Genomic DNA, 23,904 nt, shown 5'->3' with positions numbered 1-23,904 from the left:
GCCCACTGATCCGGACTTCAGGGATCACCTACCTCGGAGCGCTGACCAGTCTGGCCTCGGCGCCCCTGGTGGCCAAGGACCTCGGGGCGCAAGGACGCGGTGAGTTCGCCGAGGTTCTGATTGTCATCACGCTCTTGAGCTGGGTGGGATATCTCGGGCTGCCACGGGGTTTGGCCGCCGGTTCCCAGCGAGGTGGAGCCGTAGGTCTGCGCGCTGTCGGGTCGTTGTTGGGGTTGGGTGTTGCCAGTGCCTTCGTGGCCGCCGTCGTCGCTCCCGCTGCCCTCGACACCTCACCGATCGCCACGGACTGGTTGCGTGCATCCAGTGCGATCTTGATCGTCTCGGGCTTCGGGCAGCTGGGATCGGAGCTCGCGGCGATCAACGGCAGCCTGCGCGTGTGGAACTCGATCCGCTTCGTGTCGCTCGTCATTCCCTCACTCGCGATGGTGCCGCTCCACTTCGCGTCGCGGCTGACTCTCAACAGCGCACTCGCCGTGACGGTCGCAGCCACTCTGGCTGCGACCCTGCTGGGAATGGGATACCTGAGCCCGCGGAGAACGGAGTGGTCGAGGCCGGCAAGAGTCCCCTGGAGCTTCTCGCTGAGCTACTGGTTCGGCACGGCATTCGACAGCGTCGGCGGCCGCGGTGACCAGTTGGTGCTGGCGTCCCTGGGAAGCACCGAGATGCTCGGGCTGTACGCCGTGGCCACGACTTGCTCGTCCATCACGGGTGGAGTCGGTCAGGCCTTGAACGTGATTGCCTACGGGCGCCGGCGCGGCGACGCCTCATATGCACGACGCCACTCGCGGGTTCTCCTGCTGTTCTCCCTTGGCCTGGGCGGTGGGATGGTCGCGGGCGTATGGGTGTTCGGAGAAGACGTCTTCGGTCCGGACTTCTCCTCGCTGTACCAAGTGGTCGCGGTCCTTGTTTTCACCCAGGCGTTGTCAGATCAGTGGCAGTGGCGCGTGTACCTGGCAAGTCTCAACCAGCGTGCCAAGTCCCTGCCGGTAGCGTCGGGTTCGTTCCTGCTGACGCTGGTACTGGGCGCTTGGGCACTTCACGAGCTGGATGACATCTCCGCGCTGTCGATGGCCGGCCTGACGGTCGTGGCCAACGCCGTTCGCCTTGCTGTGCACCGGTTCCTGCAACAGAAGTCGGCTCAGGAGGTAGGTCCGTCGGCAACAGGCGCTTGAGTCGAGAGGTCCTACGTCGAGGAGGTCTAGTCCCGACTGGACGGAACCGTGGCTCGAGGGACTTCAAGAGCTCCCGTGCCGAGTGTCGTGAAGCGCGCGAACGACGAGTTGCCGCGTACGGCGTAACTCGCGCAAGCCCCGAAAGGTCCCTGCTGTCCGGCCCACCACCGCTCGGTCACCTCGGGCGACGCCGAGCGCCATATGGACCAGTCCCGGGTGCAGGCGAGTGCCTACGACCGCCGTTCGGAGGACGTAGACGCCCACTGACCGCGGAAACAGGATGTTGAAGGCGACCAGCTCGTTCATCACGTTGAGTCGGATGCGTTCCGGGGTGAACTGTTGCCGGCCGTCTCCCTCGGCACGCCGTGCCGGGAAGTGGTCGACCTGGACGCGGGGGTCGTAAGCGACATCCCAGCCTCGGCGACGGACCAGCGCGGTGAGGATCAGCTCGTTGCGGTACTGCGCACCTTGACCATGGACCAGCCGAGCTAGCGGCAAGCCGGACGCCGCCTCGGTGCGAAACGCCATGTTGGCGCCCTTGACGGTCCAAGCCTCGCGGATCTGACCGTGCCCCAGGTGGTGGTTCCCGACAACGCGTCCAGACCGTCTGACGAGTCCCACCTCCAGGGACTCGTCTCCCGCATCCCGGTCGCCATCGACGTTGTCCCGCCCGCCCAGGGCCCCTAGCCGGGGAGCCGCCGCAAAGGCCTGTTCTATGCGGTCAGCCCACGTCGGGTCGGCGACAGCGTCGTCGTCGAGGAACGCCACGAGTCCGGGGCGAGCGTTGTCGAGGCCCGTCTGCACAGCGAGCGCAAGGCCGGGATGCTCCACCAGTACGACTCGGACTCCGGCCCTGTCTGCGGCCTCCCGAGTCGGCATATCGCCTGCCTGGGCTACGACTAGGATGTCGTCCGGGAGCCTGGCTTGAGCCTGCAGCGACTCAAGGCTCCGGGTGAGTTCAGACGGCCTGCCCACGCTACATACCGCAGCGGTAAAGAACACGCAGTCACAGTAGTAGCCGCGCCATGTGGTGGCGCAATGAGGGGCGAAGCGCATGAGGGTTCAAATGGCGGGCTCTGAATGGTTCAGGACACGTCCCGGTGGGCTGAACAGATACTTCGAGGACCTCTACCTCGCCCTCGCCGCCACGAACGGCGTGCAGGTCTCTGCCCATGCTTTCGGTGACCCCGCGGGAGACGGATCATCGTGGGGCGTGCCCCGCTCGTTGCCGAAGCGAGTCTGGGCTTCGACCCGGACCAAGGTGGAGCCGGGGGGGATCGTCGACCGGCACTTCGCTCTCTACGGTCATGGCGCGCGCTCGGTGGAGAGATCCGGTTCGACACCGGTCATCCATTTCCAGGGACCGTGGTCCTTGGAGAGCAAGACTGCTGGCCAAGCCGAGATGTTGGTTGCCGCGAAGCGTGCCTTCGAGCGTGGCCGATATCGAGGCGCACGGCTGGCGGTGGTCTTGTGCAAGGAGTTCGGCGAGATCCTGGTCCACGAGTTCGGATTCGATGCCGCGAGGGTCGTCGTCATCCCGCCGGGGGTCAATCTGGAGCGCTTCAGGGTGGCTCCGATCCGAGAAGAGCGGGACCGGGGCCCGAAGTCCGTGCTGTGCGTGCGGCGCCTCGAACGGCGGATGGGGATCGACGTCCTCATCCGCGCGTGGAGGATGGTCGTCGACAGTGGCTCCGACACTGCTTCGGTGCCCCACCTGGACATCGTCGGTGTGGGCACGGAGGGGGCGGCGCTACGTGAGCTGGTCGAGACACTCGACCTCGACACCCACGTCACTTTCCACGGACGGCTCGATGACGCCGGGCTGGCCGATCGGTACGAGCAGAGCGAACTGACGGTCATACCGACGCGCAGTCTGGAGGGATTCGGACTGATCGCGCTCGAGTCATTGGCCAGCGGTCGCGCGCCGATCGTCAGCCGGGTGGGGGGTCTCCCCGACGCCGTCGAGGGTCTCGACGGGTCCCTCGTCGTTCCTCCTGAGGACGAGGACGCGCTGGCCGGCCGAATTCTGAGCGCCCTGGGTGGCGTCGTCCCTGATCCTGCGTCGTGCCGCCGTCATGCGGAGCGCTTCGACTGGAAGCTGGTCGCGGCTCGACACGTGCGCGAGTACGAGACGCTCCTCGCGTGACCAAGACGGCCTTCCTGATCCACTCATCGGTCGCCTCCGGTGCGGAGCTCGCACTGGTGCGTGCCTTGGAGGCGTGGCCCGCCCACGACGAGGCAGTGGTCTTCCTCGGAGCGCCCGGTGAGATCAGCAGTCGTCTGGAGGCGATCGGTGTCGACTGTCACGTGGTCGAGTCCACCAAGGCTGGCTCCACCGGGGTCCGTCGGGGATCTCGGATCCGCGCTCGGGTGCGGGCCGGGATCGACCTCGTCCGGTACGGCGCGGGGCTACGGCAACCCCTACGCTCCGTCGCCCCCGACGTCGTGGTCGCCCGCAGCCTGCGCGCCGCGATCTATGGTCGGGTCGCCACCGCGGGTCTCGGCATCCCGTTCGTCTGGAGTGTCCACGACCTCCTGACCCCTGCTTACCTCGGACGCCAGGCTTCGTGGGTGTTCGGTCGCCTGCTACCTCGATTGACTGACGCCATCATCGTCAACAGCGAGGCGACTCGAGCCACCGTGCACTCGGGGCGCCGTCCGGTGCTCGTGGTCCCACCCAGTCTCGGCTTCGACGAGCGTGATCGCGAGCCGCGCCTCGACGGAGTCCAACGCGTCGTGCTGCTGGGCCGCCTCGCCGAGTGGAAGGGCCAAGACGTGGGGCTACGCGCGTTCGCGGCGATCCAGGCCACTCATGACGCTGAGCTCTGGATCGTGGGAGAGGCCTTGTTCGGTGAGGACGCCTACCGTGACTCGCTCCAGTCGACCATCGAGGACCTCGATCTCGGACATCGAGTCCGCATGCTCGGGCATCAGGAAGATCCCCGGGGACTCTTGCTCGGTGCAGACGTTCTCCTCCACTCGTCAAGACTTCCCGAGCCGTTCGGCGCGGTCGTCATCGAAGGACTCGCCGCGGGCTGCGTCGTCGTTGCTTGCAAGCCCGGCGGGCCGGCCGAGACAATCGAGCATGGGGTCACGGGCTGGCTGGCGCGCGCCGATGACGTCGACGACCTGGCGGCGAAGCTGGAGACGGCGTTGACCATGGAGCCCGCAGCCCGACGTGCGATGCAGGAGGCGGGCGCAGCCCGCGCGCGTAGCTACGAGGCGGAGATCCTGAGCCCGCGGATGGCTCGGTGGCTCGGCCGTGTCGCTGATGGTTCCGCCCGCGGGGTCACCCGCGCCGTCGACAACGGGAGCAGACCATGAAGGACGAGGCTCTTCGTGTCACGTGGCTGTGCCTGGAATGGCCCACGATCGACAAGCACGTCGGCGGGGTGGGTCGATACACGCATCGTCTGGGTGGTGAGATCTCGAGAGAGGTGCGACTGACCGTCGTCTCCGGTCCCAACCCGCGTCCGATCGACGGGGTCGAGTTCGTGGAGATGTCGCTTCCGACGAGCCGTCTCGGTCGGTACTACGCAGCAGCGGTACTGGCCCGCAAGCTGGTGCGAGAGACCGCGCCGGACGTGGTCCATTCTCATGGGGACGATTGGGCGCTGCGACACCAAGCTCCGTTGGTGAGGTCGTTCTACGGAACGTCGTGGGGCGAGGCGATGAGCTCGACGGGCTTGCGGCGGCTGAACCACGTGGTGCTGGCTGGCACGGAGTGGATCTCCAAGCAAAGGAGTGACCTTCGTATCGGCATAGCACCAGAATCCGCCGACTGGTTCGACTGTCACGCGGTGATGCCGCCGTTCGTCGCTCCGGAACTGGTCGAAGGCGCACGGAAGTCCTCGCAACCCACGGTGGCCTTCATCGGCGCTCATCAGGGGCGAAAGCAAGGTTGGCTCGCGGAGAAGATCGTGGGCGACCTGCGCGACCGTTCGCCACAGTCTCCGCGGTTGATCGTGGTCGGCCCGCAGGATGACGCCGCCAACTGGGCTCCCTGGGTAGAGCACCACGCCGGACTGGACGATCGTGAGGTCGCCGCTCTCGTCACGAGCGCCTGGATCCTGATCAGTCCGTCGACGTACGAGGGCTTCGGCATCCCCATCCTGGAGGCCTTGGCGCACTCGACCCGAGTGGTGGCCCTGTCGAATCCTGGAAGCAACTACATCGCCGGCGAAGGTTCACACGGCCTGCCTCTCGTCGTTGAGGACTCCGCCGAGGAGCTCGCTCAGGCCGTGCAACGAGCCCTCACCAACCCGCCCGACCTGGCGAACGACGAACGTGGCGCCGCCCGCCAACTGGTCGCGACGATGGAACGAGAAGGATCTGCGAGCCGTCTTGTCGCCTTCTACCGCGAGCTCGCCCGAGACGCCGGTGCGAGATGAACCGCACAGCAACCGCGTCGATGGTCATGGCCGCAGGCCTGCTGGCCGTGCTCATGGGGCTGTTGGCCGTACGCGCGCAGGTCACGGTCATCATGGCCTGCATCCTCGTGATCGCCATCATGCTGCTGCCCCGACGGGCCGTGCTCGGCGTCATGATCTTGCTGGTCTGCGTCCTCGGCTTGATCCGGCGTCTGATCTCTCCTGGTCGGATCGACTACGACCCTCTGGTGCTGGTTCCGATCCTGCTACTGGTCCTCGTCCTGATCACCTCCGACAAGGACGATGAACCCGCGCCACTCTCGACGACGCTCAACCTGGCGTTCTCGGTCCTCGTCGCCTTGCCAGTCCTGTCGGTCGTGGTCGTCGCCAGACCCTCACTTGCTGGGGTCTATGCGGCGGGGATCCAGTCCGCCGCCTTCTTGGCTATGTGGAGTGCTGCCCGAGGCCGCCTACCCAACCTCTGGCCGAGCGTCTTCCGGTCCGCTCCCATCGTCGGAGGACTGCTGGCCCTGTACGGCCTGTACCAGTTCTTCTTCCTCCCCGGCTGGGACCGGTTGTGGATGATCCGGTCCGGGCTCAACAGTGTCGGGTCGCCCGAGCCACTGCTGGTTCGTGTCTTCGGGGCCTCGGAGTCGCCGGGGCTTTTCGCGATGGTCCTCGGCGCCTGCCTGGTGACCAGCGTCTACGGGGTCGTCGGGTCACACAGTGTCGCGATGCGGATGTTCAACGTCGGTCTGGCCAGCCTGATGGTGGGCACGCTGTTCTTCACCGGCGTGCGGACGGCACTCATCGCTGCCCTGGTGGCGCTCATCTACATGGCCTACCAGTACCGCAACGTCGCTGTCCTGCTGTGGACCGCGGTCCTAGGGGCGTCGTTCGTGGTCGGAGTGCGTGCACTGTTGACGAGATTCACGACCAGTGACTCGACGGTGTTCGACGCGGATCGGTACTCCATTGCCAACAGCGGTAGCGACCGTTCGCTCAACGCGCGCCTGGGTCTCCTGTCCGACGTCGGCGACGGACTCGCTCGTCCGTTGGGGACAGGGCTCCAGGTGAGCGGCGCACGGGTTCGATCGCTGGACAACTCCTGGATCGACCTCCTGGTGAGCTTCGGCCCCCTGATGGCGTTGGCGTTCACGGTCGTCTTCATCGCGATCGTCCGGTCGGTCCTGTCATCCCCGCCCAGGACGGACCGAGCCTCCGTGGCCAAGATGGGACTGAGCGGGGTGACGGTGTACCTGCTCGTCTTCCTTATGGCCGCAAACATATTCGCCACAACGTCCGGCCTCGTCGCCAGCGTCGTACTCGGGTGGGCGCTGGGAGCTGTCGTCCCCAGGCCCCGGCGCGCCGCAACCGATGGTGCCGTGGATCTAGGGGTACCCACCCAGCCTCGTTGACAGCACCCAGGTCGAATAGAGGTTCCAAGTCGCCCCCTCCACGACGGTAGAGGCTACGTCTAACGGGCTCGGAAAGAAGCTGCGCTGGCGACCAAGACATTCGTCGACAACACCACGGGTGGCAATGCGATGCACTAGGTTTGAGCGATGGCCAACAGGCTGAGCCTCTGCATTTGCACCATGAACAGGCCAGATGAGCTGGCCGTTGCTCTCGATAGTGTACGGCGTGGCACCGTCCAGCCGCACGAACTGCTCGTGAGCGACGACGGCGACGGTTCAGCAGAGGCAGTGGCCAGACGATTCGGAGCGACCTACCAAGTGGGACCGCGGCGCGGCTTGGGGCCCAACCGCAACTCTGTCCTTGACTTGGCGACGGGCGACCTTGTCGCGTTCGTCGATGACGACGTCATTGTCTCCAATGAATTCGTGCGTGAGTCCGTCTCGTCATCGACCAAGCCCAATACGGTGATGACCGGCTGGGAATTGAATTTTGCGAGCACGTCGCCTCGCAAGGTGACGCCGCACAACGCCGACTTCCTGGGGTTTCAACGCGTGGACCCCAGCGGTGAATTCAAGTCGATCGTCATCAATGCCACCGTGTTCCCGGCTTCGTTGTTCGACCACGTCAGATTCGACGACCGAATTCGTTACGGGTACGAGGAGATCGATATCTCGCGCCAAGCGCTCAAGGCGGGATATCGCATCGAGTACAACGACCTGCTCTGGAACGAGCACCACCCAGCCTCGTCGAACCGCGACGACTATGCGCAGGTCTTGGCCTCGTCGCGGCTCTACCTGACCTACCGTGCCTACCGGACGTACGAGGGGCGACCGGCCAAGGCTGCCGCCTTCGCAACCGTGGCTTCTGCTCATCACCTCGCTCACAGTGTGAAGAGCAAGCAGGGTCTTCGTCGTGGACTCAGCGCGTTGACCCAGGCCCGCGCGTACTGGGATCAGTCGAAGCGGTCCGCGTAGTCCCTGTCGCCGATCTCAGGGGCACCTGCACGACAAGAACCAACCGCGCCCGACGTGGTCACGCGTGTAGCCCTGGCGGACCACGTCACCGAGCGCGCCAGCATGTCGGTTGCTGATGATCACGTCGGAGTGCTGCTCGGAGTCGCCGACGTCGTCCGCTGTCGGAGTCAATCGTGGGCCGCCCGATCGCCAGGAGAAACGCAGAGGTGTCGGCCGCGTTAATTCTTGGCTCCCATCTGCCGCCAGGGCAGGGAATCCGTCGAGTCGGGCCTGGCCGTGGGTACTGTTCCCGAGCGCTCATTCGAGATGCCTCCCCTCCCCGAAGGAGCACCACATGGTCGACCGGTCCGAGCTCGACACGCAGCCGCGCTCGAGCCGGCCCGGGCATCGGACCATCAGCCGACGCGCCGTCGTCGGTACGGCGGCGTGGGCAGCTCCCACCATCGCCGTCGTCTCTGCCGCCCCTGCGTTCGCGGCGAGCGGCGACGTCATCGCCCGTGTCGCTCCGGTCTCGCCGTCGTTCGTGGTGAACCCGACCACGGCTACTCAGAGCTTCACCGTCGCGGTGACCAACAGTGCCGGCGGTGTGCAGGGACGGAACATCGCCTTCTCGGTCTCGGCGACGAGTGGGGAGTCGACGACCTGGCTCACGTTCGTGCCGACGTCCGCGGCGACCGACGCCAGCGGGCAGGCGACGGCCGTGCTGCAGTTCGGGGCGACGAAGCCCGCCGACGGGGCGACGTACACCGTCGCTGCCACCGATCTCTCGGACCCGTCGCTCCAGGTCGTGTGGACGTTCACCTACCGCGCTGCGATCTTCGCGTCGGACTTCAACGGCATCGCCAGCGGGCTCCCGACCGGCTTCACCGGCCGCTCGGGCGCCACCGCATCCAGCGTGGGCACCGCAGCAACCTTCACCACGGCGGCCACGGCCTGGGCCGACACGGCCGGCGCGTTCAAGAACTCCGCCTCTGCCACGGGCCTCACGTCCGCCAGCACCGGCACCGTCCAGGCCGCCTCGACCAACCGGGCCGTCGGCGTGCGCCAGTCGGGCGGCTTCGGTGATCCGAGTGCGGCGTTCTTCCTGACGATCGCCAACACGGCCGGCCGGGCGTCCCTCGTCGCTGCGTTCCGTTCGCAGCTGCTGAGCAACGGCCCCCGAACCACCGTCTGGCGTGTCGAGGCCGGGACCTACACCACCGCGACCGGTGCGATCGTCGGGACTCCTGTCCTGCTCGGCACCATCACGCCTACCGACACGACGGCAGACTTCAACGTGGCGCAGCAGTACTCGCTACCGGCCGCGTTCGACGACCTCACGCCGCCGACCGGACAGGCCATCTTCGTGCGTGTGGTCACCCTGGCCGCCACCACGGGCTCCGGCAACCGCGACACCTTCGGTATCGATGACCTGACGGTCTACTCGACCGCCTGACGGCAGCTCGAACGCCACCGCGTTCGGGGGGTGCCTCAATCGCGACCGAAGAGGTCGCGGGTGTAGACCTTGTCGGCGACGTCGGTGAGGGTGTCGGTACGCCGGTTGGTGATGATCACGTCGGCTCGGGCCTTGAAGTCCTCGAGGTCGGAGACCACCTCGGAGTGGAAGAACTCGGACACGGTGAGCGCCGGCTCGTAGACGAGGACCTCGATGCCCTTGGCCTTCAGCCGCTTCATCACGCCCTGGATGCTCGAGTCACGGAAGTTGTCGGAGCCGGACTTCATGATGAGGCGGTAGATGCCGACGGTCTGGGGGCCGCGACGGATGACGTCGTCGGCGATGAAGTCCTTGCGCGTGGTGTTGGCCTCGACGATGGCGCTGATCAGGTTCTGCGGGACGTCGCGGTAGTTGGCCTGCAGCTGCTTGGTGTCCTTGGGCAGGCAGTAGCCGCCGTAGCCGAAGGACGGGTTGTTGTAGTGCGTGCCGACGCGCGGGTCGAGGCCGACGCCCAGGATGATCTGGCCCGAGTCGAGGCCGTGGATGGCGGCGTAGGTGTCGAGCTCGTTGAAGTAGGCGACCCGCAGCGCGAGGTAGGTGTTGGCGAAGAGCTTGATCGCCTCGGCCTCGGTGGAGTCGGTGAAGAGCGTCGGGATGTCGTCGTCCTCCGCTCCCTGGGCGAGCAGGTCGGCGAAGGTGTGGGCGGCCTCGGACGTGGCGCCGACGACGATCCGGCTCGGGTGCAGGTTGTCGTAGAGGGCGCGGCCCTCGCGCAGGAACTCCGGCGAGAACACGATCGAGGCGCCGGGGTGGTCCTCGCGCAGGCGTGCGGTGAAGCCGACCGGAACGGTCGACTTGATGACGACGGTCGCGGTCGGGTTGGCGGCGAGGGCCTGGCGGGTGACCGCCTCGACCGAGGAGGTGTCGAAGTAGTTGGTGGTCTCGTCGTAGTTCGTCGGGGTGGCGACGATGACGTAGTCGGCTCCGGGGTACGCCGAGAGGGCGTCAGACGTGGCGGTGAGGTCGAGCTCGCGATGGGCGAGGTAGTCCTCGAGCTCGGTGTCCTCGATCGGGGACAATCGGCGCTCGACGAGCTTGACCCGCTCCTCGTCGAGGTCGACGGCGACGACCTCGTTGTGTTGAGCGAGGACGACGGCGTTCGACATGCCGACGTATCCGAGGCCGACCACGACGATCTTCATGGGCTCAGCCTAGTGGGGCTGACTCGCGCGGCGGTTCGCGGCGAGCCCCGGCGGTTCGGTCAGGGATGGACGGCGGTGTCGTCGGGCTTGGGGGCGACGGTGACGGCGTACCCGCACTCGGACAGGGCGCGCAGGGCGGTGGCGACGCTGCCGGCGTGCCCACGCTCGACCTTGGCCAGGGTGGAGCGGGTGACGCCGATGCGCTCGGCGAGCGTGGCCTGGTCCCAGCCGCGCTGTCCCCGGGCCTGCCGGATGGCGAGGCCGAGCTCGGCCGGGTCGGTGACCTGCGTCTGATCCATCTGTGGAGCATAGGGAGGTGGTCTCGAGACGGTCGCCAGCGCGACCTCCTCGACCACCGTGGGGGTGGGTCTCGACAGGCTCGACCACCGAGGTTCGGCTGCGGTGACTTCGTCCCCGCGGCTCGATGACCGTGCGGGGCGGTCTCGACAGGCTCGACCAGCGAGGGGGTCTCGACAGGCTCGACCACCGAGGGGTGCGGTTAGGAGCCGGAGTTGATCATGCCGGCGCCGACGGTGATGCCGGTGGCCTCGTCGATGAGGATGAAGGAGCCCGTGGTGCGGTTCTGGGAGTAGGGGTCGACGAGCAGCGGGACGGTGGTGCGCAGCTGGACGCGGCCGATCTCGTTGACGCCGAGCTCCTTGGTCTCCTGGTCGCGGTGGAGGGTGTTGACGTCGAGGCGGTACTGGATGTCCTTGACCAGGGCGCGGGCGGTGCGGGTGGTGTGCTTGATGGCCAGCTTCTGGCGCGGCTTGAGGGGCGTGGTCGTCATCCAGCAGACCATCGCGTCGATGTCCTGGCTGGGTTGGGGGGCGTTCTTGATGCGGGCGATCATGTCGCCGCGCGAGACGTCGACGTCGTCCTCGAGCCGGATGGTGACCGACATCGGCGGGAACGCCTCGGCGATCTCGCGGTCGAAGAGGTCGATGGCGGCGATCTTGGAGGTCATCCCGGAGGGGAGGACGACGACCTCGTCGCCGGGCTTGAGCACGCCGCCGGCGATCATGCCGCCGTAGCCGCGGTAGTCGTGGTGCTCCTCGGACTTGGGGCGTACGACGTACTGGACCGGGAAGCGGGCGTCGATCAGGTCGCGGTCGGAGGCGACGTGGACGTGCTCGAGGTGATGCATGAGCGTGGGACCGGAGTACCAGCTCATGTGCTCGGAGCGGTTGACGACGTTGTCGCCGGCCAGGGCCGAGATCGGGATGACCTCGAGGTCGGGGATGTTGAGCTTGGTCGCGAACGACGTGAACTCCTGGTGGATCTGCTCGTAGACCTCCTGGGAGTAGTCGACGAGGTCCATCTTGTTGACCGCGAGCACCAGGTGGGGGACCCGCAGCAGCGACAGGATCACCGCGTGGCGCCGCGACTGCTCGGTCAGGCCCTGGCGGGCGTCGACGAGCACCAGGCCGAGGTCGGCGGTGGAGGCGCCGGTGACCATGTTGCGGGTGTACTGCACGTGGCCCGGGGTGTCGGCGATGATGAACTTGCGCTTGGGCGTCGCGAAGTAGCGGTAGGCCACGTCGATGGTGATGCCCTGCTCGCGCTCGGAGCGCAGGCCGTCGGTGAGCAGGGCGAGGTCGGTGTAGTCGTAGCCCTTGGCGGCGCTGGTGGCCTCGACGGCCTCGAGCTGGTCGGCGAAGATCGACTTGGAGTCGAGCAGCAGCCGTCCGATGAGGGTCGACTTGCCGTCGTCGACCGAGCCGGCGGTGGCGAAGCGGAGCAGGTCCATGTGCGTCTCGGCCATCAGAAGTAGCCCTCCTTCTTGCGGTCCTCCATGGCGGCCTCGGAGAACCGGTCGTCACCGCGGGTGGCGCCGCGCTCGGTGAGCTTGGCGACGGAGATCTCGTCGATGATCTCGGGGATCGTCGAGGCGGTGGACTCCACGCAGCCGGTCAGCGTGATGTCGCCGCAGGTGCGGAACCGGACGGTGCGCTCCTCGACGACCTCGCCGGCGCGGGTCGGGTTGAGCGGGGTCTCGCTCATCAGCATCCCGTCGCGCACGAACACGTTGCGCTGGTGGGCGAAGTAGATCTGGGGGATCTCGATGCCCTCGCGTCCGATGTAGTCCCACACGTCGAGCTCGGTCCAGTTGGAGATCGGGAAGATCCGCATGTGCTCGCCGGCGTGGATGCGGCCGTTGTAGAGGCTCCACAGCTCGGGTCGCTGCATCTTGGGGTCCCACTGCCCGAACTCGTCGCGGTGCGAGTAGACGCGCTCCTTGGCGCGCGCCTTCTCCTCGTCACGACGCCCACCGCCGAACAGGGCGGTGAAGCCGTTCTCCTCGATCGCGTTGAGCAGGGTGGCGGTCTGCATCCGGTTGCGGCTGGTCTTGCCGTCGTCGATGACCACGCCACTGGCGATCGCGTCGTCGATGCTGGCGACCACGATGCGCATGCCGAGGCGGTCGACCCAGTTGTCGCGGGTCTCGAGGACCTCGGGGAAGTCGAGCCCGGTGTCGATCTGGAGGAGCGGGAACGGGATCTTGGCCGGGTAGAACGCCTTCTCCGCCAGGCGCAGCATGACGATCGAGTCCTTGCCGCCGGAGAACATCAGGACGGGCTTCTCGAACTCGGCGGCGACCTCACGAAAGATGTGGATCGACTCCGCCTCCAGCTGGTCGAGCTGGCTCAGCCGGTAGTCATGGGTGTTGGTCATCGGGGAACGGGGTTCCTCTCACGGTGGTGTGCCGGGCGGCAGAGTGAGCGTAACTGCGCGTGCCGGCCGTGCGGCTCGGACCGAGTATGCCGACCGGCGGGGCCGTGCTGAGACGAGTCTCAGCACCCGGCGGAGCCGCCGGGTCGACGTACGTGGCTCAGCGCACGCGCAGGCGGGAGCTGTACTTGACGACCGGGAAGTAGCCGGGCCGGGTCCACCGCGCGGCGAACCGAACCACCCGACTGCGGTCCTGAGGCCGGAGCGTGAACTTGGTGGTGGTCGCGCGGGCAACGGCCCGGTCGTCGACGTACCACTGCTGCCGGAGCGTCGTGTTGGAGTGGGAGCCGGGGTAGGCCCTCAGGGTGGCTCCGACGCGGGGGTTGCCCCGGACGGTCGGGTCTGCCATGGGGACCTGGAAGCCGCGCAGGACCGTCCTCGGGGAGCTGGTCCGGGTGACCGACGGGTAGCCGGTCCGGCGCCCGGTGACGGCGACGGTGAGCGACTTGCCGAGGCTGAAGGCGGTGGCGACGTAGGACGAGCGGTAGGCGTTAGGGACGGCCTTGCCGTCCAGGAACCAGCGGTAGGTCAGCGTCGCGCCCGGGTCCCACGCGGACGTGACGACGGTGACGCGCCGGCCGACCCGCACCAGGCTGTCCATGCTCGGAGTCGGGGTGGGGTTGAGGGTCCCGGGCTGGTAGGCGGTGGGCCAGGCGGTCGGCTTGGTGGTGCCGTAGATCCAGGTCTGGAAGAACGCGGCGAGGTCGTAGCCCGAGACCTGCTCGGCGACGTCGATGAACTGCGCGGTGGTGGCGCTCCCACCGCCGTACGTCTCCAGCCAGGTGCGCATCACGTCGGTGAAGACAGCGTTGCCGAGCGCCGTGCGCAGGGCCTCGAGGGCGATGGCGCCTCGGGCGTAGACCTGGCTGCCGAAGAGGTCGGAGGCGTCCGTGAACCCGGCGGCCGGGGTGGCCCAGAACGATGCGCTCGACGACTTCCAGTCGCCGTAGTAGGTGTCGTGGGTCGAGGTGCCGCCGCCGAGGTCGGCGCCGACCTGGGTCTCGATGAACGTCGCCGGGCCCTCGTTGAGCCACACGTCGCTCCAGTCCGCAGGCGAGACCGCGTCGCCGAACCACTGGTGGGCCAGCTCGTGGATGAGGGTGGCTCCGTCGATCGAGTTCTCGAAGTAGGGGCGGTCCTGGGTCTCCAGGGCGTAGCCGAGCGAGGAGACGTCGAGGACGAGACCGGTGCTGCTGCCGGGATAGGGGCCGTAGTGCTTCTCGATGCCCTTGAGGATCGACGACAGCCGGCCGCGCGCGGTGGCGAACCGGCCGCTGCCGGTGGCGCTCGGGTCGGCGAAGGACCACTCGTGCGTCGTGCCCGAGGTCAGCGCTACGTCCGACTCCGACGCGGTGTAGCGGCCGATGCCGACCATGGCGAGGTAGGACGCCTGCGGGTTCGGCTGGTTCCAGGTGTAGGTGCGGGTGCTGCCGGACACTGTCGGCGACCCGACGAGCACGCCGTTGCTGACCGCGACCCGGTTGAGGGCGCCGAGGCCGGCGGCGTAGGGGACGGTGAGCCTGGTCGTGAAGGTCGCCTTGTCCTGCGGGGTGTTGTTGTTGGGGAACCAGGTCATCGCCCCCACCGGCTCGTTGAGCGCCACGGCACCCTCCTGCGCCGCGGTGGCGACCCAGCCCTCGTCCGACCCGTCGGGGTCGGTGTGGCTGACGGGGGTGCCGGAGTAGGTGACCGTGGTCGTGAACTCACCGCTGACCGGGGACGCCGGGGTGACGACCAGCTTGAACGTGTCGCCGGAGTCGACGCGCGCGTGAGCGGAGGCGGCGCCGTCGACGGTGACCGCGTCGACGCTCAGGCCTTCGAGGTCGAGGGAGAACTGCTCGAGCGGCTGCTGCGTCGTCGTGGCCGTGATCGTGGCGGTCGCGGTGATGACGTTGGGCGTCGTCCAGGCGATGTCGAGGTCGTAGTGGCTGACGTCGTACCCGCCGTTGCCCTGGTGGGGGAACAGCGAGTCGCCGGCGGTCTGCGCGCCGACCACGCCGGGGCTCGCTGTCGGCGCGGCGTCGGCCGGGACGGTCGGAGTGATCAGTGCGGCGGTGACAGCGGTGCTGGCCGCGGCGACGATCCAGGCGCGCAGGTGTGACATCTCGAAGCCTCCTCGTGGCGGGCCACAGTCGGCAACGCCTCGGCCATTGTGGTCGACGACGGGAAGGGCGGGAAAGGCGCCTGGGGCTTCGGCTCGATCAGCTCTCGGACTTGCCGCGGGCACGGATCCACAGCGCGACCACGGCGGCCACGCCGATCGCCCAGACCAGGAGCGCCGGGACGTCGGACTCGTGGACGCCGTGCTCCGTGGACAGCTTGAGGATGACCGGGTTGCCGGCCGGGCCGTCCGTGAGCACGAACGCCGCTGCGAGGTAGGTGTGGGTCACGATCGCGATCGTCATGAGGATGCGGTCGACCACCTCACGAGGATACGGACGGGGTGTCTTGCCCGTGGCGATCGGGTGAGCTGCGGTGTGTCTGGTCTCGACAGGCTCGACCACCGAGGGGCCGGGTCGGTATGTCGCTGCGGTGGCTTCGAGGCTCGTCGCCGGGGCTCCTCGCACCTCAGCCGGCGTGTGGTTCAGACGGGGACGGAGCCGATGGCGACGCGGGCGTCGCCGGTGAGGTCCATCGGTCCGTCGTCGTGGGTGACGAAGACGGACTGGCCGCGGGTGGCGGTGATCGGGTCGCCGCCGTGGCGGCTCGCGACGGTGACGCTGCCCTCGAGGACCAGGACGGTGCGGGGGCCGGTCTGGGGGAGGCGGCGCAGCGGGGTGCGCCCGACGGTGAGGGCGAACTCGGCGACCGGGGGCTCGATGTGGCAGTAGTCGCGGGTCTTCTCCGACGGCTCCCAGCGGGGCGGGGGGATCGGGGTGAAGTTGGTGACCTTGAGCAGCTCGGGCACGTCCATGTGCTTGGGGGTCAGCCCGGCGCGCAGCACGTTGTCGGACGACGCCATGATCTCGACGCCGAAGCCCTCGAGGTAGGCGTGCACGACGCCGGCGTTGACGAACATCGCCTCGCCAGGGGCGAGCAGCACGTTGTTGAGCAGCAGGGTCACCAGGACACCGGGGTCGCGCGGGTAGTCCTTGACGAGCTGACCGACGCGGGTGAACGAGCGCGCCGCCTCGGCGCGGATCTGGGGATCGCCCCGGCGGTGGACGACGTGGCGTCCCTCCTCGCGCGCTGCCCGGGCGCCGGCATGGCGGGCGGCGTCGCCGACGTCGCGCAGGATGCGCGCGAGCCGGCGACCCTCGAGCGCGAGGGTGTCGGTGACCACGGCCCGCAGCGCCTGGAACGCCGGACCGGACTCGAGCCGGTCAGCGACCTCCTCGGCCCAGGCGACCTTGAGCAGCCGCAGCATCGCCGCGGACTTCGTCACGTCGCGAAAGCCCGCCAGCCCCTCGAACCGAGTCAGGGCGAAGATCAGCTCGGGCTTGTGCGACTGGTCCTTGTAGTTGCGCGACCCGGCGTCGATCGGCACGCCGGCCTCGCTCTCGGCGCGATGGCCGATCCGGGCGCGCTCGTCGCTGGGGTGCACCTGGAGCGACAGGGGCTGGTCGACGGCGAGCACCTTCATCAGGAACGGCAGCCGCTCGCCGAAGATGTCGACCACCCGGGAGCCGAGGACCGGTGTCGGCTCGTCGGCGATCACGGCGTCGAGCCGCCGGCCGTCGGGCAGCTCCGACGGCGCCGTGGCGTGGGCCCCGATCCACAGCTCGGCCTCGGGCTTGCCGGTCGCCGGCCGGTCCAGGAACTGGGCCAGCTGCGAGCTGGAGCCCCACGCGTAGTCGCGCACGGTGTTGGTCATCAGGAACACGGTCGGGTCACCTCGGTCCGGTCTGTCCCGCGAGCCGGGGGAGCACGGCCCGCAGCAGCGCGTCGAGGTGGCCGGCACTCGCCTCGACGGCCTCGGGGCCGCGGCCGAAGGGGTCGGTGACGTCGAGCGCGGGGGCCGCGGTGCCCCGGCGTACGCCGAGGGTGCTCAGCAGCTCGGGGCGGTCGAGGTCGTCGGGCAGCTGCTGCAGGGCCTCGGCGAGCTGGCCGAGCGTGAAGACCTTGCGGAACGCGCCCGGCTGGTCGTCGAGCACGAAGGTGCGATGCGCCGCCTCGGCCGTCACCACCAGGTCGGCCCCGTCGACCAGCGCACGGGTCAGCGACCGGCTGCGGAACGTCTCGAGCGCCGCCTCGGCCCCCGGGTGGTGGCGTAGGAGAGCCTCGGCCATCGGCGGGTTCATCGGCTGGTCGGCGAAGCCCCGGGTGCCGGCGCTGGTGAACACGAGGTCGGCGTCGCCGGCGAGGGCCTGGGCCGCGAGCTGCAGGTAGGGGGAGCGGCAGATGTTGGCGGTGCAGACGAAGAGGACGTGCAGGGGGGAGGGCCCGTACGTCGGCTGAGGTGCGAGCGGAGCGAGCCTCGAAGCCACGGGCTCGTGGTCGACCTGACGTGACGCTGCGGTGGTCTCGAGGCTCGTCGCCGGGGCTCCTCGCACCTCGACCGACGTGGCTGCCGGGGCTCCTCGCACCTCGACCGACGTGGCTGCCGGGGCTCCTCGCACCTCGACCGATGTGGGGAGGTGGCCGCGGTCGGCGAGGACCTGGAGGACGTCGGCCAGGGCGTCGTCGACCGTGCGGCCGGTCGTGTCGACGCGGACGTCGGCGTCGGTGGGCTGCTCGTAGGGGGCCGAGATGCCGGTGAAGTCGGTGATCTCGCCGCGCCGGGCCTTGGCGTAGAGGCCCTTGCGGTCGCGGCGCTCGCACTCCTCGAGGGGCGTCGCGACGTGCACCAGGAAGAACGCACCGCCGGCCTCCTCGACCATGGTGCGGACCTGCTGGCGGGTCTCGTCGTACGGCGCGATCGGGCTCACCACGGCGACGCCGCCGTGGCGCGCGACCTCGGCCGCCACCCAGCCGATCCGGCGGATGTTGGTCTCGCGGTCGGCCCGGGAGAAGGTCAGGCCGGCGCTGAGGTGGCGGCGTACGACGTCGCCGTCGAGGGTCGTCACCGTGCGGGTGCCCTGCTCGAGGAGCCGGTCGACCAGCGCCTGCGCGAGCGTCGACTTGCCGCTGCCGGACAGGCCGGTGAAGAACAGCACCAGCCCGACCCGGTCGGCCGGCGGCTGGTCGGCGTCGAGGATGTCGTCGAGCTCGGGCAGCGGGTCCGCGTCGTCGTCGACGAGCCCGACGACCGGGTCGGGCCCGGCGTACGTCGTCACCACGTCGACCCCGAGCGCGTGGTCGGCCTCGGGGTCGCCGTGGGCAGCCAGGGGGACGGCGACGACCTCGGCATCGAGCGAGGCGGCGACGCGCAGCGTGGCGCGCAGCAGGGCGACCGGCGACAGCTCGGGGGTGCCGTGGCCGACGAGCGCGAGCAGCACCACCGGCCCGAGGCCGCGCAGCTGCGCGAGCTGGGTCTCGGTGACCGGTCCGGTGATCGGCACGAAGGTGCGCCCGGCGTGCTGCGCGCGCACCTGGGCCGGTGTCAGGTGGAGCCGTCGGAAGGGGCCGTGCTGCGCGGCCGTCAGCGCCTCGACCCGGCGGCTGTCGTCGGCCTCCAGGTGGGCCAGCGCGAGGGGCAGGCCCTCGGGGTCGACCAGCTCGACCGTCGGTGCGCCGGCCAGGTCGGGCGGGAGTGTGAGCGTGACGGGCGAGCCCGGGGCGTCGTACGACGTCAGTGGCGCGAGCGCCCCCGACACCAGCAGCTCGAGGTCGTCGAGCTCGCGAGGCGTGGGGCAGTGCTGCGGCACGGGAGTCGGCACTGGCGAGATTGTGCCAGTCGGAGAGGTGCCCTCGTGGTGGTTAGCGGGTTCTGGGCTCCCGTCGCTCGTCCTCCCCCGGGCGTCTCCACTCGACGCCCTAGCCTGGCCTCATGCCAGCCCCCGTGATCGTCGCCGAGATCGTCCGCTCCGGGTTCGTCGAGGGGCACCACTACGGCTCGGTCGTCGCGCTGGCGTCCGACGGGTCGGTCGACTGGTCGGTGGGTGCCGTCGAGACGGCGGTCCTGCCGCGCTCGTGCAACAAGCCGCTGCAGGCGCTCGGCATGGTGCGGCTCGGGCTCGACCTGCCCGACGACCTGCTGGCCCTGGCCTCCGCCTCGCACTCGGGGGAGGGCTTCCACCTCGACGGCGCCCGCCGGATCCTCGCCTCTGCCGGCCTCACCGAGGCCGCCCTGCAGACGCCGCCCGACTGGCCGCTGGACGACGCCGCCCGCGAGGACGCGATCCGCGACGGCCGGGCCAAGGACCCGATCTCGATGAACTGCTCGGGCAAGCACGCCGCGATGCTCGCGACCTGTGTGGTCAACGGCTGGGACACCGCCAGCTACCTCGACCCCGCGCACCCGCTGCAGACCGGGATCGCCGCGACGTTCGCCGAGGTCACCGGAGAGCCGGTCGAGGTCTCCGCGGTCGACGGGTGCGGGGCGCCGTTGCTCTCGACCTCCCTGGTGGGGTTGGCCACCGCCTTCCGCACCCTGGCCGTCGCGCAGGCAGGCGCCGAGAAGCGTGTCGCCGACGCGATCCGTGCGTTCCCGGCGTACGTCTCCGGGACGCGACGCGACGAGCTCGCCCTGCTCACGGCGCTGCCGGGCGCGATCGGCAAGGCCGGTGCGGAGTCGTGCTACGCCGTGGCGCTGCCCGACGGTCGCGCGTTCGCGCTCAAGACCGACGACGGCGCGCCCCGGGTGCGGCCCGTGCTGATGGCGGCGGCGCTGCGGCGCTCCGGCATCCACGACGCCGCGGTGGATGCGACCGGGGTGCTCACGCTGCTCGGTGGCGGGCGGCCGGTGGGGGAGATCCGCGCGACCTTCTGAGCGGAGGAGTCAGTGGTAGCCGGGCGGGTGCGGGCACGCGACGCCGTACTTGATGCGGCACCGGACCCGCCGCCGCAGGTGGCGAAGGAATCTCCTCATACCGGAAGTATGTCGGCGGTTTGTTTCGTCCGGGCGTCTTTCGTCGGACAGGTGTCCACCGACCGCGTGTGAACAAGAGCACGCTAGCTCAGTTTGCGTTTTGCTAGCTGCTGCAAGCACCATGGGGTCATGGCCAAGAACCTGGTCGGGCAGACCGTCGAGTCGCTCGGTGACTACCTCAAGGAGCAGCGACTCGCGTCGCGACTCTCCCTGCGGCAGCTCGCCTCGCAGGCCGGCGTGTCCAACCCCTACCTGAGCCAGATCGAACGAGGTCTGCGCAAGCCCTCGGCCGACGTGCTGCAGCAGATCGCCAAGGCACTGAGGATCTCCGCCGAACAGCTCTACATCCGGGCCGGGATCGTCAGTCCTGAAGAAGGTGTCGTCGGGTCGGTTGAGCTTGCCGTCCTGGCCGACTCCGGTCTGACGGAGCGCCAGAAGCAGTCACTGCTCGATGTCTACTCGTCGTTCGTCGCGTCCAACGCGACCACCGTGGCAGAGCAGCCCGTGGACGACGAGACCACCCCACCCGCACAACTTCACACCCAGGAGAGCTGACCATGGCCAAGACCAAGATCGACTTCAAGTCCCTCGAGATCCCCGCGGTCGCCAAGACCCCCCTCTACGCCGGCGTCGGTGCCGGTGACCTCGCGGTCACCGCCGTCAAGGAGTACGTCGCCGACGTGACCGCCAAGGTCGCCGACGTGCAGAAGACCGTCACGTCCTTCGACGCCAAGAAGGTCCAGGCCGCTGCCCTCGAGCAGGCCAAGGTCCGCCGCAGCGCCATCGAGTCGCGGGTCGCCGACCTGCAGGCCGAGGCTCTCGCCCTGCCGACCAAGGGCCAGAGCGCCGCTCTCGGGGCCGTCGGCACCGTCACCGGCACCTACGCCGACCTCGCCAAGCGCGGCGAGGCCGTCGTCCGCGGCACCAAGCTGCCGTCGACCGCCACCGTCGAGGTCAAGGTCAACACGACCAACCCGGCCGCCAAGAAGAACACCCGCAAGCCGGCCGTCAAGAAGGCCACCCCGGTCAAGGCGGCCACCAAGCCGGCCGCCAAGAAGGCCCCCGCCAAGAAGGCGGCGGCCAAGAAGGCGCCCGCCAAGAAGGCCGCTGCGCCCGCCAGCACCTCGAGCGCCAGCACCGCGAGCACCGGCACCTCGAACAGCTGAAGAGAGGGCGACGAGCAGCTGGCGCTGTTCTGAGCCGTCTCCCGCACCGCCAGGCCACCCGGGCTTTCGCAGGCACGAGCTGCGAAAGCCCGGGTGTCCTGCGTCGGACCCCGTCAGCCACTAGCCTGGAGCCACCATGGACGTCTTCTACGCCCAGAGCGTCGTGATGCTGCTGATCTTCTTCGCCAAGCTCGCCGTCTCGATCTTCGCCTTCATCAACTCGCTGCTCTACTCGGCCGAGGCCTACGCCGCCGCCGACAAGCTCACCAAGACCACCTGGTGCACGATCCTCGGCATCGGCGTCGTGCTGCAGTTCGTGGTCATCGGACTGCCGCTGGTCGGGCTCTTCCTGCTGATCGCGGCCCTCGTCTACCTGGCCGACGTCCGGCCCGCCCTGGCGGGCCTCTACCGGCGCTGAGGTTCACGCGGCCGTCACCTGCTGCCGGGCCGAGCCCGGTAGGGTCCTGTCATGATCGGTCAACACGAGTCACGGCCCTGGGGGTCCTGGGACGTCTTGGACGAGGGCCCCGGCTACAAGGTCAAGCGCATCGTCGTCCGGCCCGGGCAGCGGCTGAGCTATCAGACCCACGAGCACCGCGCCGAGCTGTGGAACGTCGTCGCCGGCCGGGCCACCTGCGTGGTCGACGGCCAGCAGGTCGTCGCCGCGGTGGGCGAGTCGGTCCGGGTCGAGGCCCGTCAGGCCCATCGGATCACCAACATGGACGTCGACGACCTGGTCATCATCGAGGTCCAGCTCGGGTCCTACTGCGGCGAGGACGATATCTGCCGTCTCGACGACGACTACGGCCGGGTCCCGGCTTGAATTCGCACCCATCCGGTCGTTGCGTCGCTCCGAAACGCCTCCGTTAGTGTGACGATCTTCGTGGCAGACAAACCTGGGATGGCATCGTGGAGCTGAGGGACTACTGGCTGACGATCCGTCGGCGGTGGAAGCTGATCGTGCTGTGCGTGCTGCTGGCGACGGCGGCAGCGTCGCTGCTCACCTGGCAGTCGACCCCGCTCTACGCCTCGTCCTCGCAGATCTTCGTCTCGACCGCCAGCGCCAACGCCAGCGAGGCGGGAGCGGGCAACCAGTTCGCGACGCAGCGGGTCACGTCGTACGTCGACCTGGTCGGGACCCGCAAGCTGTCGGAGACGGTCGCCGAGAAGCTCGGCGGTGAGTTCACCCCCGACGCCGTACGCGGCGCGGTGACCGCCGAGGTGGTGCCCGACACGGTCAACATGGTGATCACCGCGCGCTACGACGACCCGGTGGTCGCCCGAGACATCGCGCAGGCCTACGCGGTCGAGCTCAGCCGGCTGGTGTCCGAGATCGAGACACCCCAGGGCGGCGGCAAGGCACCGATTCGCGCGTCGATCGTCGACAACGCCCAGGCGGACGACACCCCGGTCAGCCCCAACGTGCCACGCAACGTCGGCCTGGGCATCCTGCTGGGCCTGCTGCTCGGGGTCGGCCTGGCCGTGCTGCGCGACCTGCTCGACACCTCGATCTCCACCTCGGCCGACCTGGCCCAGGTCACGTCACGCCCGGTCCTCGGCAACATCAACACCGACACCGTCGCGGTGCGCAAGGTCCCGTCCGAGGCGCTCGGCGAGCCGACCCCGTGGGCCGAGGCGTTCCGGGTGCTGCGGACCAACATGCAGTACGTCGAGGTCGACAGCGACCACCGTGTCTTCGTGATCTCGAGCTCGCTGCCGAGCGAGGGCAGGTCGACGACGGCGACCAACCTGGCCATCACCTTGGCCATGGCCGGCGAGACGGTGTGCATCGTCGAGTGCGACCTGCGCCGCCCGACCATGGCGACCCGGCTCAGCCTCGACGACTCGGTCGGCACGACCAGCGTCCTGATCGGCAAGGTCAGCCTCGACGACGCGCTCCAGCCCTACGGCGACACGGGGCTCCAGGTGCTCACCAGCGGACCGCGCCCGCCCAACCCCTCCGAGCTGCTGCAGTCGCACCAGATGGAGTCGCTCATCAAGGAGCTCCGCGACCGCTTCTCGGTCGTGCTGCTCGACGCGCCGCCGCTGCTGCCGGTCACCGACGCCGCCCTGCTCGCCGCCCGCGCCGACGGGATGCTCGCGGTCGTGCGTCACGGTCGGACGACCCGCGACCAGCTCGCGCACGCGCTGGAGCGGGTCGACTCGGTCGGCGCCAAGTGCGTCGGCGTCGTGATGAACATGGTGCCGGCCAAGGGTCGGGGACGCCGCGGCTACGGCTACTCCTACGGCTACGACTACACCTACACCGAGCGGCCGCCGTCGCGCTTCGCCAAGCGCAAGGTCAGGCACGCACGGGCCTACTGAGCGCCTTCAGGGCGTTCGCCGGCTCACACCTCGTCACCCATCAGTCTGGCGATGTCGAGCCTTCCTCCGCGGCTGCGGCACCTGTTGGACGGTCGGCTGCGGTGGCTTCGAGGCTCGTCGCTGGGGCTCCTCGCACCTCAGCCGGCGTTGTTCGGGCCTCGGTCGTGCACGTCCTCG

Annotated in this window: 22 protein-coding genes; 13 read left to right on the top strand and 9 right to left on the bottom strand. The window is 69.0% G+C overall.

Annotated elements, in window-relative coordinates; translation table 11 throughout:
• The first annotated feature begins 68 nt into the window (after window positions 1-68).
• The gene (locus tag FJQ56_RS06655) at window positions 69-1,193 is read left to right on the top strand and encodes a polysaccharide biosynthesis protein (protein WP_140008351.1); all 1,125 of its coding nucleotides are present in this window, start codon (window positions 69-71) and stop codon (window positions 1,191-1,193) included.
• Window positions 1,194-1,256: 63 nt separating this feature from the next.
• Here the strand turns inward: FJQ56_RS06655 and FJQ56_RS06650 are convergent, their stop codons facing one another.
• Complete coding sequence (locus FJQ56_RS06650) at window positions 1,257-2,195, bottom strand: glycosyltransferase family 2 protein (RefSeq protein ID WP_170215289.1); 939 nt, start codon at window positions 2,193-2,195, stop codon at window positions 1,257-1,259.
• A 52-nt stretch (window positions 2,196-2,247) separates the two neighbouring features.
• Here FJQ56_RS06650 and FJQ56_RS06645 point away from each other — a divergent pair, with 52 nt between their 5' ends.
• The 6 genes from FJQ56_RS06645 to FJQ56_RS06620 all read left to right on the top strand — a co-directional run bounded on the left by FJQ56_RS06645 (window position 2,248) and on the right by FJQ56_RS06620 (window position 9,391).
• Window positions 2,248-3,339, top strand: a complete 1,092-nt coding sequence (locus FJQ56_RS06645) for a glycosyltransferase family 4 protein (RefSeq protein WP_211350769.1) — start codon at window positions 2,248-2,250, stop codon at window positions 3,337-3,339.
• A complete protein-coding gene (locus FJQ56_RS06640) occupies window positions 3,336-4,517 on the top strand; it encodes a glycosyltransferase family 4 protein (protein WP_170215288.1) in 1,182 nt (393 codons plus the stop codon). The genes FJQ56_RS06645 and FJQ56_RS06640 overlap by 4 nt, the downstream gene beginning before the upstream one ends.
• Window positions 4,514-5,584 (top strand): glycosyltransferase family 4 protein, encoded by a 1,071-nt coding sequence (locus FJQ56_RS06635; RefSeq protein WP_140008348.1) that lies wholly within the window; start codon window positions 4,514-4,516, stop codon window positions 5,582-5,584. The genes FJQ56_RS06640 and FJQ56_RS06635 overlap by 4 nt, the downstream gene beginning before the upstream one ends.
• On the top strand, window positions 5,581-6,981 hold the full coding sequence (locus FJQ56_RS06630) for a hypothetical protein (protein ID WP_140008347.1): 1,401 nt from the start codon (window positions 5,581-5,583) through the stop codon (window positions 6,979-6,981). Before FJQ56_RS06635 ends, FJQ56_RS06630 begins: the two co-directional genes overlap by 4 nt.
• Before the next feature lie 147 nt (window positions 6,982-7,128).
• Window positions 7,129-7,956: a glycosyltransferase family 2 protein gene (locus FJQ56_RS06625; protein ID WP_140008346.1), complete on the top strand. Its 828-nt coding sequence runs from the start codon at window positions 7,129-7,131 to the stop codon at window positions 7,954-7,956.
• Window positions 7,957-8,290: 334 nt separating this feature from the next.
• Window positions 8,291-9,391 carry a hypothetical protein gene (locus FJQ56_RS06620; RefSeq protein WP_140008345.1) on the top strand — a complete coding sequence of 367 codons (1,101 nt, stop codon included), beginning with the start codon at window positions 8,291-8,293 and terminating at the stop codon, window positions 9,389-9,391.
• A gap of 35 nt (window positions 9,392-9,426) precedes the next feature.
• Here the strand turns inward: FJQ56_RS06620 and FJQ56_RS06615 are convergent, their stop codons facing one another.
• From FJQ56_RS06615 to cysC, 8 genes are all read right to left on the bottom strand, one after another.
• Entirely contained in the window at window positions 9,427-10,593 is a 1,167-nt protein-coding gene (locus FJQ56_RS06615; RefSeq protein ID WP_140008344.1) for a nucleotide sugar dehydrogenase, read from the bottom strand.
• Between the two features lie 59 nt (window positions 10,594-10,652).
• Window positions 10,653-10,892 carry a helix-turn-helix transcriptional regulator gene (locus FJQ56_RS06610; protein WP_140008343.1) on the bottom strand — a complete coding sequence of 80 codons (240 nt, stop codon included), beginning with the start codon at window positions 10,890-10,892 and terminating at the stop codon, window positions 10,653-10,655.
• Between the two features lie 200 nt (window positions 10,893-11,092).
• Window positions 11,093-12,358: a sulfate adenylyltransferase subunit 1 gene (locus FJQ56_RS06605; RefSeq protein WP_246084016.1), complete on the bottom strand. Its 1,266-nt coding sequence runs from the start codon at window positions 12,356-12,358 to the stop codon at window positions 11,093-11,095.
• Window positions 12,358-13,269 (bottom strand): sulfate adenylyltransferase subunit CysD, encoded by a 912-nt coding sequence (cysD, locus tag FJQ56_RS06600; RefSeq protein ID WP_140008342.1) that lies wholly within the window; start codon window positions 13,267-13,269, stop codon window positions 12,358-12,360. Before cysD ends, FJQ56_RS06605 begins: the two co-directional genes overlap by 1 nt.
• Window positions 13,270-13,426: 157 nt before the next feature.
• Window positions 13,427-15,430 (bottom strand): M1 family metallopeptidase, encoded by a 2,004-nt coding sequence (locus tag FJQ56_RS06595; RefSeq protein WP_140008341.1) that lies wholly within the window; start codon window positions 15,428-15,430, stop codon window positions 13,427-13,429.
• Between the two features lie 97 nt (window positions 15,431-15,527).
• Window positions 15,528-15,749 (bottom strand): hypothetical protein, encoded by a 222-nt coding sequence (locus FJQ56_RS06590; protein WP_140008340.1) that lies wholly within the window; start codon window positions 15,747-15,749, stop codon window positions 15,528-15,530.
• A 161-nt stretch (window positions 15,750-15,910) separates the two neighbouring features.
• On the bottom strand, window positions 15,911-17,140 hold the full coding sequence (gene manA, locus FJQ56_RS06585; protein WP_140008339.1) for a mannose-6-phosphate isomerase, class I: 1,230 nt from the start codon (window positions 17,138-17,140) through the stop codon (window positions 15,911-15,913).
• A gap of 16 nt (window positions 17,141-17,156) precedes the next feature.
• Complete coding sequence (cysC, locus tag FJQ56_RS22880; RefSeq protein ID WP_140008338.1) at window positions 17,157-19,085, bottom strand: adenylyl-sulfate kinase; 1,929 nt, start codon at window positions 19,083-19,085, stop codon at window positions 17,157-17,159.
• Between the two features lie 110 nt (window positions 19,086-19,195).
• On the opposite strand from cysC, the gene FJQ56_RS06575 reads away from it, so the two are divergent.
• The 6 genes from FJQ56_RS06575 (at window position 19,196) to FJQ56_RS06550 (ending at window position 23,727) form a co-directional block, all read left to right on the top strand.
• Window positions 19,196-20,137, top strand: a complete 942-nt coding sequence (locus tag FJQ56_RS06575; RefSeq protein WP_140008337.1) for an asparaginase — start codon at window positions 19,196-19,198, stop codon at window positions 20,135-20,137.
• Window positions 20,138-20,365: 228 nt separating this feature from the next.
• Window positions 20,366-20,791 carry a helix-turn-helix domain-containing protein gene (locus FJQ56_RS06570; RefSeq protein WP_140008336.1) on the top strand — a complete coding sequence of 142 codons (426 nt, stop codon included), beginning with the start codon at window positions 20,366-20,368 and terminating at the stop codon, window positions 20,789-20,791.
• A gap of 2 nt (window positions 20,792-20,793) precedes the next feature.
• Window positions 20,794-21,402: a hypothetical protein gene (locus tag FJQ56_RS22385; RefSeq protein WP_211350768.1), complete on the top strand. Its 609-nt coding sequence runs from the start codon at window positions 20,794-20,796 to the stop codon at window positions 21,400-21,402.
• A gap of 136 nt (window positions 21,403-21,538) precedes the next feature.
• On the top strand, window positions 21,539-21,820 hold the full coding sequence (locus tag FJQ56_RS06560) for a DUF2516 family protein (protein ID WP_211350767.1): 282 nt from the start codon (window positions 21,539-21,541) through the stop codon (window positions 21,818-21,820).
• A gap of 51 nt (window positions 21,821-21,871) precedes the next feature.
• Complete coding sequence (locus FJQ56_RS06555; protein WP_140008335.1) at window positions 21,872-22,225, top strand: phosphomannose isomerase type II C-terminal cupin domain; 354 nt, start codon at window positions 21,872-21,874, stop codon at window positions 22,223-22,225.
• A gap of 86 nt (window positions 22,226-22,311) precedes the next feature.
• A complete protein-coding gene (locus tag FJQ56_RS06550) occupies window positions 22,312-23,727 on the top strand; it encodes a tyrosine-protein kinase domain-containing protein (protein WP_140008334.1) in 1,416 nt (471 codons plus the stop codon).
• The last annotated feature ends 177 nt before the right edge of the window (window positions 23,728-23,904 follow it).

It is taken from the genome of Nocardioides plantarum, from assembly GCF_006346395.1.
Lineage (GTDB): Bacteria > Actinomycetota > Actinomycetes > Propionibacteriales > Nocardioidaceae > Nocardioides > Nocardioides plantarum.
The sequence above is the reverse complement of the archived record's forward strand: the minus strand, read 5'-3'. Positions and strand labels throughout refer to the sequence as shown.

Bases quoted from the DNA above. Each gene is read 5' to 3' on its own strand.
- FJQ56_RS06630 (WP_140008347.1), top strand. From the start codon at position 5,581: ATGAACCGCACAGCAACCGCGTCGATGGTCATGGCCGCAGGCCTGCTG.
- FJQ56_RS06605 (WP_246084016.1), bottom strand. From the start codon at position 12,358: ATGGCCGAGACGCACATGGACCTGCTCCGCTTCGCCACCGCCGGCTCG.
- FJQ56_RS06625 (WP_140008346.1), top strand. From the start codon at position 7,129: ATGGCCAACAGGCTGAGCCTCTGCATTTGCACCATGAACAGGCCAGAT.
- manA (WP_140008339.1), bottom strand. From the start codon at position 17,140: ATGACCAACACCGTGCGCGACTACGCGTGGGGCTCCAGCTCGCAGCTG.
- cysD (WP_140008342.1), bottom strand. From the start codon at position 13,269: ATGACCAACACCCATGACTACCGGCTGAGCCAGCTCGACCAGCTGGAG.
- FJQ56_RS06560 (WP_211350767.1), top strand. From the start codon at position 21,539: ATGGACGTCTTCTACGCCCAGAGCGTCGTGATGCTGCTGATCTTCTTC.
- FJQ56_RS06570 (WP_140008336.1), top strand. From the start codon at position 20,366: ATGGCCAAGAACCTGGTCGGGCAGACCGTCGAGTCGCTCGGTGACTAC.
- FJQ56_RS06595 (WP_140008341.1), bottom strand. From the start codon at position 15,430: ATGTCACACCTGCGCGCCTGGATCGTCGCCGCGGCCAGCACCGCTGTC.
- FJQ56_RS06620 (WP_140008345.1), top strand. From the start codon at position 8,291: ATGGTCGACCGGTCCGAGCTCGACACGCAGCCGCGCTCGAGCCGGCCC.
- FJQ56_RS06575 (WP_140008337.1), top strand. From the start codon at position 19,196: ATGCCAGCCCCCGTGATCGTCGCCGAGATCGTCCGCTCCGGGTTCGTC.
- FJQ56_RS06555 (WP_140008335.1), top strand. From the start codon at position 21,872: ATGATCGGTCAACACGAGTCACGGCCCTGGGGGTCCTGGGACGTCTTG.
- FJQ56_RS06610 (WP_140008343.1), bottom strand. From the start codon at position 10,892: ATGGATCAGACGCAGGTCACCGACCCGGCCGAGCTCGGCCTCGCCATC.
- FJQ56_RS06645 (WP_211350769.1), top strand. From the start codon at position 2,248: ATGAGGGTTCAAATGGCGGGCTCTGAATGGTTCAGGACACGTCCCGGT.
- FJQ56_RS06635 (WP_140008348.1), top strand. From the start codon at position 4,514: ATGAAGGACGAGGCTCTTCGTGTCACGTGGCTGTGCCTGGAATGGCCC.
- FJQ56_RS06615 (WP_140008344.1), bottom strand. From the start codon at position 10,593: ATGAAGATCGTCGTGGTCGGCCTCGGATACGTCGGCATGTCGAACGCC.
- FJQ56_RS22385 (WP_211350768.1), top strand. From the start codon at position 20,794: ATGGCCAAGACCAAGATCGACTTCAAGTCCCTCGAGATCCCCGCGGTC.